Here is a 13,464-nt window from a genome sequence, read left to right as displayed (position 1 = left end):
GTCGCCGCCCGGGTTTGTGTTTCTAAGCTGCCTGTGTGGCAGTGAACGCGTTTTGATTTGTTCTAGTGAAGGCACTATTTTTCTAAGCTGCCTGTGTGGCAGTGAACATATTTTGATGGGCACTGACATCACAGATGCATTTCTAAGCTGCCTGTGTGGCAGTGAACCTAGCTGGATGATAACTCTCGGATCCACGTGCTTTCTAAGCTGCCTGTGTGGCAGTGAACAGATTGTTTTTGAGCAAGCACGCAAGATAAGATTTCTAAGCTGCCTGTGTGGCAGTGAACAGATAGCTTCACTTTTTAATTTAAACTCTAGCTTTCTAAGCTGCCTGTGTGGCAGTGAACGTTTTTCACTTCAAGAAGCGCAGTGAACGGGATTTCTAAGCTGCCTGTGTGGCAGTGAACCCGCCGCCATCCACGACGTTTAAGTAATCTGCTTTCTAAGCTGCCTGTGTGGCAGTGAACTACGGTTGGGTTGCTGATTACGCGATATTTATTTTCTAAGCTGCCTGTGTGGCAGTGAACGATGCCACGCCATTCTGCGCCTTGTACTTTTTTTTCTAAGCTGCCTGTGTGGCAGTGAACCAAAGTCAACAAAATGCAGCGGAACTCAATCTTTTCTAAGCTGCCTGTGTGGCAGTGAACCCAAGCATGACCGAAGATGATATGCCTGATTGTTTCTAAGCTGCCTGTGTGGCAGTGAACGCCAGATATACATGCCAAATCCTCCTTGTCTTTTTCTAAGCTGCCTGTGTGGCAGTGAACAGTGACTTAGGCGCAACATCAGCTGCATCGCATTTCTAAGCTGCCTGTGTGGCAGTGAACCGCCTCCACAGCAAGCGCAAACCCCGTCTAGCTTTCTAAGCTGCCTGTGTGGCAGTGAACGTGTGCTAGCGCCCCAGCGGGCCACTCATGGGTTTCTAAGCTGCCTGTGTGGCAGTGAACGCCTAGGCTAGCAAGGGACGGCTGAAGGTCGCTTTCTAAGCTGCCTGTGTGGCAGTGAACGTCGAGCAAAACCGCCTGCACGCGGATTATATTTTCTAAGCTGCCTGTGTGGCAGTGAACTGGTGGATGCGTTAGTGTAGGGTGAAACTGTTTTTCTAAGCTGCCTGTGTGGCAGTGAACAAGAAAAAAATTGCAGAGCGCGCGCGCGAGCTTTTCTAAGCTGCCTGTGTGGCAGTGAACTTAGCCAGTGATGGCTTCTTACCCTCCACTCTTTTCTAAGCTGCCTGTGTGGCAGTGAACACGAGCTTTAGCGAGCTTTCTGATATAATGATTTTCTAAGCTGCCTGTGTGGCAGTGAACGGCTCGACTGCAAGCCATCAGCCCTTGAGTACTTTCTAAGCTGCCTGTGTGGCAGTGAACTGCACCGTAGGTATCACGAAAAGCATCTAGCTTTTCTAAGCTGCCTGTGTGGCAGTGAACGTCGAGCAAAACCGCCTGCACGCGGATTATATTTTCTAAGCTGCCTGTGTGGCAGTGAACTGGTGGATGCGTTAGTGTAGGGTGAAACTGTTTTTCTAAGCTGCCTGTGTGGCAGTGAACAAGAAAAAAATTGCAGAGCGCGCGCGCGAGCTTTTCTAAGCTGCCTGTGTGGCAGTGAACTTAGCCAGTGATGGCTTCTTACCCTCCACTCTTTTCTAAGCTGCCTGTGTGGCAGTGAACACGAGCTTTAGCGAGCTTTCTGATATAATGATTTTCTAAGCTGCCTGTGTGGCAGTGAACTATAATCGTGGTGCCGCGCTGATGACACGCATTTTCTAAGCTGCCTGTGTGGCAGTGAACTCACCCGATACCATGAGCGTGTCGCTCGCCTTTTTCTAAGCTGCCTGTGTGGCAGTGAACGGGCGGGTGACAACAAGCTACCCACAGCTTGATTTCTAAGCTGCCTGTGTGGCAGTGAACCAAGAGGTTGGTTGCCGCTTCGATTTCGCGGTTTTCTAAGCTGCCTGTGTGGCAGTGAACCAAGAGATAGCAGACAAAGCCCAAGGGATTTGTTTCTAAGCTGCCTGTGTGGCAGTGAACGAACCGTAGGACGCCGCTACAAGCGTCTATACTTTCTAAGCTGCCTGTGTGGCAGTGAACCAGTCATCACTAAAAAAGGGACGCACAAGCCTTTTCTAAGCTGCCTGTGTGGCAGTGAACAGACTGCTTGCATCGTAGCCTTGAACATGATCTTTCTAAGCTGCCTGTGTGGCAGTGAACTTGCACAAACAACGACAGAACAACCAACAATCTTTCTAAGCTGCCTGTGTGGCAGTGAACTTCTGTGCCATCTTCACCCGCTGCTAGCGTCTTTTCTAAGCTGCCTGTGTGGCAGTGAACCGTGAGTCTAAAGCGGTTCGTCGCGCAGTGCTTTTCTAAGCTGCCTGTGTGGCAGTGAACGGGTAAAATGCTTTACTCAAATGCACGCATCGTTTCTAAGCTGCCTGTGTGGCAGTGAACTTTGACGCATCACCCATCGTGTAGACGGCGTTTTTCTAAGCTGCCTGTGTGGCAGTGAACGCCAGTGCGGTTTTGAGGTACTTACTGGCTCATTTCTAAGCTGCCTGTGTGGCAGTGAACGGTGGCGCTCAAGGAGGCAACCGCACCGGTCATTTCTAAGCTGCCTGTGTGGCAGTGAACGCTTTACGATGCTTTCGGTGGTAGTCAAGCAGTTTCTAAGCTGCCTGTGTGGCAGTGAACACGGTTACGTCGATAATGTCAGATAGGCGCGTTTTCTAAGCTGCCTGTGTGGCAGTGAACAATAGAATAAACAGATAAAAATAAGTTGCAATAGAGACTTAGGGAAAAAACCGTATTTTTACCTTGTTGAAAGCCATCCAGCACAACTTATTGTATTTTAAACCTATTTTTAAAGAGCAAAAAGAAAGGGTAAACACTTACCCTTTCTCTAAGGTCTAAAAATGCGGAACAGTGGCTAATGTCTGCTGTGTCCTCCCTTTTTGGCTTAGCCCATAGCAATTGAACTGTCCTTCCAATGCTGTACTTTGAGGCAGCATCTCAATAAACAGCGGGAATTTGCTGCTTTTATCCGGCGAGCATTGCTTGGTTTGTTGACTGTGCAAGTAAATAAACGGCAAAGTACACCAGGCTATCGGCTTGCTTTGTTGCAAATCCGCTAAGCATTCCACTAAGGGTTTACCGGATTTTGCTGCCCATAGGGTGGCCTTTTGCTGCATCTCTTGCTCCACTCGTTCGGGTGATTTCACCGGTTTGCGTACAAAGCTGACGTAACTTACATCCTCTGGTACGGGTTTAATTCCTTTGATGTGGACATAGTCTTGCAACCGAGTGAGCCACTGATCAATCGCTAACTTTTCCAGTGTCGCTTGCTCCTTAGCAAATAAGCGCAGCTTACTGCCCAGAGGAAAGCCTTTCTGGCCGTATTCAGGAAAACCGACCGCAACCAGAGATTGGTTGCTCGCCACTTTGTGCTCCACCAAAGCAATGTGCACTTGTTGAAAAACGTTTTGCCAAAGAAAGGCAAGAGGTATTTCTGCCTCTGGTAGCAAAGTGATTTCTTGGTAGTAGTTCATCACTGCCACCTATTTATCACTTTCACCAAACACACCACCGCGTACCAATACCGCCATGACGTAGTGTTCATCTTCTTCACGCGGTAAATCTTCACCACGCGCCCATTTATCAAAGAAGGTGTAAAAGTCCTGCTTATCTTTTGGGGTACGGAAGGCTTTACCTAAATTGGTCACAGCACCATAAGGCTCAATGGCAATCGCACCTGCGCTTTGTTCTTCGGATGCGTATTCTGGGTACCAAGTATCAATGGAACGCAGTGCATTACCGATTTTTTGCGAGTGCATCGCAGCATGATCCTTGACTGCATAAAGGATTTTACTTTTCTTGGTTTTACTATTGCTTTTATCCAGCACTAACTCTTCACTTGGATAAACTTCTTGTGCTTTACCGACTTTGGCATAACAGTCAATTTGCAGCATCAAACAATCAGATTCACTCGCCAGCGCCTTGGCAATACGCTCTGCCAAGCTATGGACTTGTGCATCCTGATGATCAAAATGACGTGTGCTAAATTGTTTAGCATCAAAAGTCCAAGTTTGCTCTGCACCTTGGTTTAACGCTTTCACCTGCACTTCAATTACTTCGGCACCCACTCGGTTGCGCCATAAAAAACGGGCATTAGCAAGGTTAGTGGCATAGCGTTTTGCCAATTCAACAAAACCATATTTGTCAATATATTGGGAAACTGCAGCACTGTAACTTTGTTTAAACTGCGCATTATTACAGGCAGAAGGCTGAGCAAGACCGCCTAATACTTTCAGCGTAAAATGCAATTTCAAAGTATCCTGATCTTGCCCCAAAGCACAGGCATCCACTCGCTGTAAGTTTGCTTTCTCAACTTCCGCATTCAGTTTAGCGGGATCATTTTTCACCGCTGATTTTAAGCGATTGGAAATCGTGCCGCGCACGGATTTTTCTTGCAGAGCTAATGGGGTTGCTTGCTCTTTGGTTTCCCACTGGCATCCAAAGAAATAGCCATCGGATGGCACTAATTTTTTTTCAAATGCGAGTACTGATACAAGGTCTTTATTTTTAGCCATGAGATCACTCCTTATTGATGCTCGTTGATAGCGTTGACTTGCTGACAAAGGTAAAGATCGTTTTCTAAATCGGGGTGGTATTGCCAAAGGATGTTATCGAGGTGCTTGATTTTGTGCGCCATGACAAATTCCCCTAGGGTGACCACACTTTCAGCAAAGCGGTGCGGTACCTCAGGATCGCGCTGATTTTTTGCCTCACCTAATGGCGAAATACCCTGAAAACCGGTAGCAATGGGCACAATCCAGCCACTGGTTTTGCGCTGGCTACGCCAAACCACACTTTCATCTTCAAGTTGTTCACATTGGTGGTGTACGGTGAGGTAACCAAGCAAGGCATCCAGCGCATCAGCGCCTTGCTGCATAGCTTCAATCATTAAATCGCGGCGTTCGATCAGCACATAACCTGGCATTAATTGGCGTAGGACTTGGGCTGTATCCTCTTCCGTAATCACTGATTGAATTGAGGGCTTCCCAACGGAAAAAACGTCGCCGCCTGCGACTTTCATCGTCGCGATCACCGCTTGTAACTGTTCGGCAAAATCTGCTTGCTCAACTTGATCCTCATTGCCACTCCACTCAATCACAAGGGAAATATCTAAATGACAGCGGGCTTCCTCAATAAATGCTGGGCGTGAACCCTCCTTATCAAGTGGATTACCCGTCCCTATGATCGAGTGGACGTAATCACCTTCGCCTTTATAAATCTGTACATCACAACGGTGGCTTACCACAGCCGCACTCTGCAGCATCAGATCGGATAAACCAGCTTGGATCAGCTTGCGTTCTAAGGCATGCACAAAGCCTAACCATGCCGTCATCGCTGGAAAGCCAATAGTAAAGGGGCTGGAAAGTGCATTGGCGTTGTGAATTTTTAAATGCGGTAAAATTAATACCTTCATCGCAAGTTCTCCTGATTGCTGGCGACCACTTTTTCAATCGCCAACAGCTCTTGGTCTGCCAAGGTGACGGGATTGGCAATCACTTTACTGCGTGTGTAGTGATTTCTTAAGCCACGGGCAATATGGCGAGTAATTTGATCGAGCCACTCATCCTCTTGCTGACGCTGCTCAGTAAACTCTGGATAGAGCCAAATCTTTTGCTCCAAAGGCAAGGCACTCGATAATTCACCCGAATACGCTTCGAGAAACAGACGTACTTGCCACATTTTTTCAATCACCAAATCAAGGTATTGCTGAATGCGGTAATCGCGCCCATCACGAATACTGATATTGTTGTAATCGGTGAGAAAGATGCGATGCAGCGCTTCCAGTACCTCTTTGGCTTGCCAAGCGGTAAAACTCTCTTTAAAAAAGTCGGTTTTTGGCAAACGGATATTGCGAGGTGTTAACTCAGGTGGCATGGAAGGCAGCAAATGCGCTTTACCTGCAAATTTATTGTTTAACACACTTATATTTGCAGGTTTGGTTCCACCAAATCCTATCGTGGTGAGACCGAATATTTCTTGATAACCAGCGGGATGAAACCGATTTGCTTTCTTACACTCTCTTGCCTCATTCGCTTCATTACTAAATCGAAGGGCATCAAGTCGTTGTCGAAGCTCAAATAAATGCCCAGAATGCGTCAATAAAGAAAGTAAGTGATACTGCTGATCTGCGACCGGAAAATAAACCTGCTTGATTTTTGAGTTCGTAGACGTTTCTTCACTTGTACTTTTAATAGCTAAGAAGCTTGAGCGAAGTTGTTCATAGTCAACACCTTTAACCGTTAAAAGCTCTCTAGCTACTTTAGTCTCAGACTCGATGTGTTGAAGAACACTCATACCATCAGAAAGAGTAACGCGAAGAAAATCTTCAGCAGCCAACGCACCAGCGTCTCCAACTGAATCGGTCAAATCAAATCTCACATTGCCAGATCTGAAAAAGCCATCATTACGTTGATTTCCTTCAAACAATACAGGAGATACAAAGGTGCCATCCTTAATATTTGTTTTTCCAACGCCTGTACTTGGATGGCTAAATTTACTTGGATGAGTAGTTAACGCCCTACTGCATACTCTACGCGACGCATCAGGCAACCAGTTATCTAATAAAAAGTTCTGCTCACACGCCTGTTGTTTTTCTAATACTTCTGCATCAGACATTGCTGCACTGATATTTTTCTTTAGCCATGCTTCTTTACGCTCCGCAAAAAAGGCGGCTATTGCTGGATCTAACACCTGATATCTCCTTTTTCGATCAAGTTTTAATCAGTCTATAGACAGCCCAAAATTTTATCAACCATTATTTAATTATTTAAAATAAAAAATTGATTATTTTTTCTTTGCAAGTGCATCTTGCCTACTGTAGCCTCTACCCACTGCGAAAAGCGCAGCTTAGAAAATTATTTAATTGTTTAAGATGTTCACTACCATGCAGGTAGCTTCAGGCTGGGTTTTTCCCAGCCTTTCCTGTTTTTAAGCTTCTTTTACTAACCCCAATTGGTCGTTGTAGATGAATTGCTGATGACCTTCACGATGGGTAAAGCTGATTTCGCCATAACGTACTGAAATAGCGTACTCCTGTTCAGCGTTTGGACTGTACTGACTTACCAACTCGCTATAATCGCGTTGCAGCCAGAGTTTCTCTTGTTGCTCTGGTGCCAGCGGCTGATGACTAATATTTAAAGTGCGTTCAATCGGGTATAAACCGCCGCCTCGCTCTTCGCGCAAACAAAACTCAATGCAGCGCTCTTTTTTAACCAAATAAATTTGCACCGTGGGTTCACTTTTACGAAAGCGTTTGAAAAATTGCGGTAATGCGGTAAGCCACCAGTAGCCGTGAATATGACCGTGCAAATGCTCACTCCAAGATGGCGGCGGCGCGCTGTTACGACGGTTGCGGCTAAATCTATCCTGCCGGCTGACCTGTTTTGTCTCTGGCTTACCAATTTGGTCGATCCCAAAAGTTTTGGCGGTCGCAAAATGCTCTAAATCGACTAAGCGATTTTGTGGCTGTAATGCCGCTGGCTTTTGAATACGCGCAATCGCATTGACCGATTGCAAAAGTGCGGTCTCATCGACTAAATCTTGTTTCAAATCATGGGTTTTTAGCGGCGGAACTTGGTGTGTTTCATAGCCTGGGCGGTTAAAGACACGCGCTTGTCCTCCTTGAAAGCCTTTAACGTTGTACTGCAACACACCAATATTAGGCACCAAGACTTCTCCATCACGGTGCCGACGTACACGCCCTGCCATTTGAATAATCGAACGGAAAGAAGAAGGCTCAATCACAGCCCAATCAAAATCATGGTCTCGCCCCACTTCTTCTACTGGCGTTGCCACCAAAATAAAAATCAGGTTTTTTGCTTGGCAAGTGGTTAGGTGGTTACGAATGATAGGATGAGTCAAAGCGGCAGGTAATTCTCCGGTTTTTTCTTTACGTTTGAGCACTTCATCCAAATGCTTTTCTTGTGCATGACGCAGCAACAACACTTGCTGGCTGTGATAAGCCATACAACGCACTTCGGTCTCTGCAGGCCAATCACAACTCAGTAGATATCGGGTGAGTTCGACACAAGGCGCAATATTGGCAACTCGTACCACACCGAAGGAAACCTGTCTTTGGCTTGCAGGATCTATGCTATGGTGCTGCTGATGCTTGACCAACACCGCTTGTTTAATGATCTCGAAATACTGTGTTTCTAGTGGTTGATCATCTAACTTAACGCACTCAAGAATTTCAGCTTTACGTTTAACAGGCTGACCTTTAAGTTTTGCCACTCGCTGAGTGATAAAGTTTTGCTGCAACGCTTGGTAAGTGGCTAAATCCTGATCACAACTCCCAATGCATTGCGTCTGTGTCGTAAATTCATCAACATACACACAATTAATCCTAGTGGCGCGGTTACGACTAGCAGCGAAAATTGCCCAGCCTTGGCGATAGGCGTTGTACAAGCCAAGCGCTAAATCCGGTGGAATAGTTGCGGAGGAAATCATCACTTTGCGCCCCAACATACCGGCCAAATGCACTAACCGGCCAATCGCAATCAGATCATCGCCCGTAAAATCGTCAATTTCATCAATCACCAAATCCGACGACATTAAACGCAGGCAAGGCAAAATATAACGTCCACCACGTTTGGTTTCGGTCGCGGCCATAATGTGATCGATGGTGCACACCAGCACTGGAGCGTAAAGTAAAGCCCTGTATTTCTGACATTTTCCTTTATCAGTTGAAAGAATGGTGGTCAATTCTTCTTCAGGTAACACACCTTGCCAATGTACTTCGCTTGTTTCTTCTTGCAGATTTTCCAGCGACTCAGAACCTAGCTCAGCTTGATAAAGCTCAATGTCTTCTTTATCAACCGCTTGACCGGATTGATGCAGTTCATAAATCGCCTTTGAGCCAATCAGAACCGCCAAATCACTGTCTTGCAATTGCAGGCGTTTTTTATATTCATCCCCCGTTTGTAAGGTCAAAGTACGCAAGCCAAGCGCAAGGATAAAACGTAAACTTTCACCATCTTCAGATAACGCCTGCATCATTTTGGCGTTAGCGATGGTTTTGCCACAGCCTGTACTTGCCATATTGACCACAAAATAGCCTTGGCTTTGATCTTCCGTGTGTGCACGCCACTCCGTGATTTTACGTACTGCTTTATCTTGCCAGCGGAAGGTTTTTGGTGTGTTAGCCTTAGGTGCAAGCTCGTTGAGCTCCGTTGCTTTGAGTGGCTCAGATTCGAAAAATGGCAATAACTTCACTGTCTTCACAGTGACTTTAGCAACCTTAACTAAATGCTCATCGAGCTTTTGCTTAAGTGCTTTGCTTTTAGGATCTGTGTTAGCGTACAGGTCTACAGACGTTTTCCATTGATGATCATTCGGTTGCGAAGAGTAATAGTGATCCCCTAACATCAAGCTCAAGCGCGCATGATGCAAAATCACCCGCCAACTACCATCTTGCATGGCCTGCGCTAATAAGGGTAAGTGATGTAATAAATCTTTTGCACGATACGCGAGTTCAGCACGCCAAACCTTGGAGTCAGAAAGCAGCCCTAACGGAAACTCAAAACATTTCGGCAGCAATGTGTTGTATTCATCAAAGCGGTTTTCATAGCCCCATGCTGAGGTAATTTTGCTCAATAAGTCATTAAACGAAGCGTTTGTCTTTTCTCTTTGCGCCTTACACAAGTCGGCGTCTTTAGGCAAAGGGAGTCGGTGGTGAGAAACAATCAACCAAGCGATAAGGGCTGCAGCTGTGGGTAAATCTGCTAAAGATTTTTCTCTTAGCAAGGCATCAGGAGCAAAGCCCGATTCATCAATTCCTTGATGCATGAGTGCGTTTAACCAAGCTTGATCGTGATTTTCAGAACCTTGACTTGTCACAAACTGATGAAATAGCAAGCAAGAGATCCACTCATGGCGCAGCGGATCACCTTGACGCTTGGTTTTTATCTCAGGGTTTAATTTTTCTTGAAATAATAAAGAAGCTTTACCCCAATCGTGTAGTAATGCCGCCATCGCCGCCAGCGCTTTAATTAAAGGTAAATATTTCCAATCATTTTCGTATTCACTGTGCAACAGGTTTTTCTCTGTACTATTCACCGGCACATACCCTTCCAAAGTAAATTTCCGTTGATTCCCCACAACCCATAACAACTGACTGCGCGAACGAGAGCGGATCCAGTGGCAACTGACCGCAGTGCTACGGCTCGCCGTTTTTCGTAGCATCTTTTTAACTGTGTTCAACCCTTCTTGGGTGATCAGGGTTTGCCATGTATGATCACCAATCCGATTGGCAAAGGCATCTAGTACGCGGCGGGTTTTCTTGAGCGCATTTTTTTCACATTGAGAAACAAAAGTGACCATCATAAAGCGTCACCCACTTGATCGTTTTCAATTGCGTCAATTTGCTGTTCTGTTAACGCCTGCAAAGCCACTTTTTTTACCTGCTCAAACAGGTAATCAAGCGCTTTATGATCGATGAATGCTTGTAGTATCTGCTGGCGAAATGCTTGTTCAGTGGCATCTTCTTTAGCGCATACAAATGCCCAAGGAAGAACCAGCGCATCTTTGATTAAATCCGCCACATCAAATACCAAAGCACCACGGCGGGTTTTACCATGCATCACTGCAAAACCATGGGGTATGCCCAAAACCCAGAGTGTGCATGCTGCTAAACCGTAAGCTAGATAGTTACCGTGATTTAAAAAATCGTTGGCTTTGCCAATCGCCACCGTACGAGTTGCTTCATGTTGACGTTTAAAGCCTGCGTTTTGCGTGAGATGAGCTGCGTACTTGTAGAGCACTTTGGTCAGTTGTGCTTCAGTCAGTAATAATTCTTGCGAGCTGGTTGCAGCTTGGGTGCGGGTAAAAAAGAGATCAAGGGCGCTTTGAATGCTTTTATCTTCAAAATCAAAGCCCTCACTTTTTAAATCACGGTCTTTTTGCCATACGTGTTGTAAATAATGGATCCGCGCTTGTTGGAAGCTTTTAGCGGCAGCTAAACGTTTATCGTCATCAAACCAAAAGCCCATCCAACCTTGTAAATATGCCGTAGGACGATATTCGCTTTGTGGTGTCAGCCATTCTATTTCGCAGGCCATATACAGTGGCGTGCCCCCACCACCGCAAAATCCAACCAACACCCCAGCTTGCGCAAGCATACGCATTGCTGCCTGCGTAATCGAAGTACCATTACCAAGCATTAATACTGTGGTATTAGCAATAGGGATATTAAAGTAGAGGTTTTCCTTATTAACCTCAGTTAAGTATAAAACGCGCCCATCTTTTTGCATTACACGGCAGTGTTCCAAGTAATACATATTGGCACGCTTCGAGTGCAAGATCACTTTAAGGTCTGAAGGGGATAAATCGTCCATTGCTAACTCCGTTCCTTGTTACCTTTCCCTTATCTACCTGATATCAATACAAAGTACAATCCTCCTTATTGGTATAGGTCAAGTGACTTTACCTTAAGTGTGTTTAACTGCATATTAGCGCCCAAATAACCAGGGTTTAACGTCATCTGGGTTGACTAAAATTACTTGCTGTGCTTCTGGTGTGCCTTCAAGGTATTGGGGGTTAATTTGCATTTCCTTTAATAAATAATTCACTAAAGCCGCGCGTGTGCTGATCTGTACTTGCCCGTTTTTCAATTGGTAATCATGGCTAACCACTTCTTTTTGTGCTTCACTTAACCGAGGATCAGGTGCAAAAATAAGCGTCACCTGTGTATTCCAAGCATAATCATCTTTTTGCGTATATTGGGATGTATCCAGTACCTCAGCATCACCACGACAACGACTTAACACCAAATCTCGGTAATCTTGGGATTTTTCACAATACCCACGGACATGCCAACGTAGACTCGTTTTCACAAAAGTATGTGGGTGAAAAATACGCCCTTGCCACTCAGGATGAGAGAGGGAGACATAACCAAGTTCGACGCGTTTTTGCTGACGTATGGCTTCCGTTAAAGCAGCAATCACCCGAGGTGCTACGTAGCGTTGCGGCGCAACACAAAACTCACCGAATAAGGCATGTTGTGATATTTTCGGTGCATAAAATTGACCTGTCGTCAACCAATGCAAGTAATCTTCTAGTGAGTGTTTAGACGCCTGCTCTATAAATTGTGGCGTGAACTGATAAGGACCAGTAGATGTTCTATAAAGCCGCCCCGGATAGTGCTTTTGGTAAGCGCGGATATCCTGATAAGCCTGTTGGCGACTTATCACAAATTGATTAACCAAATCCTTATTACGGACATAGCCTTGCCATAAGGCCAGCATTTCTAAAAACAAATATCGAGTTTGTGGCGTGTGCATCGTCAAATGTCATGTCCCTATTAATAAAATTCATGGATCTAATATAAGCACCAAACATGGTAAGACCTATTTTGAACTGGATCTTTAAATTATCTATTCTTGAATGCATTTAAAGCACAATAAGATATCAGTTTATAATTTTTCTTTTAGAAAATCGACTAATCTACGGACCTTGGGTGAAAGATGCAAGTCATGTGGATACAGTGCCCAAATATCTTCATCTTCTGGTTGAAATTCAGGTAATACTTCTATCAAATCTTTACAATGTAAAGAGGATTGCACATAAAAATCTGGCAGTTGCACTAGACCCAAGCCTTTTAAAGCCGCATCAACTAAGGCATGACCACTATTATATCTTAAACTTCCCTGTACTCTTAAGTTATATTCTTTACCATCTTTTTTAAAACGCCAAAAATCTAGTGTTCCTAATAAACAATTATGTCGGTTTAATTCAGATAAGGCCTGTGGCATACCGTAAGTTTGAATATAACTAGGAGAAGCACATAAAAATAATCGACGTGTTGCTAAACGCTTGGCCATCATATTTGAATCTTCTAATTTACCAATACGAACCGCTAAATCAAAACCCTCTTTCACAAGATCTAGCTTTTGGTTACTGAGTTGGACTTGGATTTTTAACTCCGGATAATCGCACATAAAATCATTTAACAAAGGGGCTACGACTTTTTCACCATAAGTGATCGGCATCGTAATACGCAGCTTACCCCTTGGGGTGGTTTGCAAATAGGTGAGTTTTCGCTCTGCGGCTTCTAAAGCGTCCAGCACTTGGCGACAATGCTGATAATAAAGGGTGCCTGCTTCCGTCACGGAAACCTTGCGGGTACTGCGGTACAGTAACTTGGTTGCCAAACGCTGTTCTAATTGGGCAATTAAACGACTCACTTGCGCCGTGGAAATTCCAATGCGTTGTGCTGCTTGGGTAAAACTGCCGCTTTCAACCACAGCAACAAATTCATTAACACCTTCCCATTGAGCCATAATGTTTCTATCTCTGTGCTTGTGCTACCAACTCGGATTATTACTGATTGGTAAAAGTGATTTGTAAAAACAACCTATTATCATGCAGGTAGAAAAGATTAAACTACTTCAGCAAGCAC

The 13,464-nt window shown here is 45.0% G+C and carries 8 protein-coding genes and 1 CRISPR repeat array (1 of these 9 only partly in view); all 8 genes read right to left on the bottom strand.

The features are described from left to right. Positions 1-2,747: a CRISPR direct-repeat array (repeat unit 28 nt; unit sequence TTTCTAAGCTGCCTGTGTGGCAGTGAAC) (it extends 4,241 nt beyond the left edge of the window). A 155-nt stretch (positions 2,748-2,902) separates the two neighbouring features. Further along, entirely contained in the window at positions 2,903-3,541 is a 639-nt protein-coding gene (gene cas6f, locus BMX05_RS06960) for a type I-F CRISPR-associated endoribonuclease Cas6/Csy4 (protein WP_093309354.1), read from the bottom strand. A 9-nt stretch (positions 3,542-3,550) separates the two neighbouring features. After that, positions 3,551-4,582, bottom strand: coding sequence for a type I-F CRISPR-associated protein Csy3 (gene csy3 / locus BMX05_RS06955; RefSeq protein ID WP_093309353.1), 1,032 nt, complete (start codon positions 4,580-4,582; stop codon positions 3,551-3,553). An 11-nt stretch (positions 4,583-4,593) separates the two neighbouring features. Continuing rightward, a complete protein-coding gene (gene csy2, locus BMX05_RS06950) occupies positions 4,594-5,481 on the bottom strand; it encodes a type I-F CRISPR-associated protein Csy2 (protein WP_093309352.1) in 888 nt (295 codons plus the stop codon). Continuing rightward, positions 5,478-6,758 carry a type I-F CRISPR-associated protein Csy1 gene (locus BMX05_RS06945; RefSeq protein ID WP_093309351.1) on the bottom strand — a complete coding sequence of 427 codons (1,281 nt, stop codon included), beginning with the start codon at positions 6,756-6,758 and terminating at the stop codon, positions 5,478-5,480. The genes csy2 and BMX05_RS06945 overlap by 4 nt, the downstream gene beginning before the upstream one ends. A gap of 237 nt (positions 6,759-6,995) precedes the next feature. Next, complete coding sequence (gene cas3f, locus BMX05_RS06940) at positions 6,996-10,391, bottom strand: type I-F CRISPR-associated helicase Cas3f (RefSeq protein WP_093309349.1); 3,396 nt, start codon at positions 10,389-10,391, stop codon at positions 6,996-6,998. Next, on the bottom strand, positions 10,388-11,401 hold the full coding sequence (gene cas1f / locus BMX05_RS06935; RefSeq protein ID WP_093309347.1) for a type I-F CRISPR-associated endonuclease Cas1f: 1,014 nt from the start codon (positions 11,399-11,401) through the stop codon (positions 10,388-10,390). The genes cas3f and cas1f overlap by 4 nt, the downstream gene beginning before the upstream one ends. Before the next feature lie 114 nt (positions 11,402-11,515). Next, positions 11,516-12,346: a BrxR family transcriptional regulator gene (locus BMX05_RS06930; protein ID WP_245710554.1), complete on the bottom strand. Its 831-nt coding sequence runs from the start codon at positions 12,344-12,346 to the stop codon at positions 11,516-11,518. 132 nt (positions 12,347-12,478) lie between these two features. After that, positions 12,479-13,345, bottom strand: a complete 867-nt coding sequence (locus BMX05_RS06925; protein WP_093309346.1) for a LysR substrate-binding domain-containing protein — start codon at positions 13,343-13,345, stop codon at positions 12,479-12,481. Positions 13,346-13,464 lie beyond the last annotated feature (119 nt).

It is taken from the genome of Allopseudospirillum japonicum (assembly GCF_900108915.1).
Taxonomy (GTDB): Bacteria; Pseudomonadota; Gammaproteobacteria; order Pseudomonadales; family Halomonadaceae; genus Pseudospirillum; species Pseudospirillum japonicum.
Note: the sequence above shows the minus strand (reverse complement) of the source record. Positions and strands in the feature narration are given on the sequence as shown.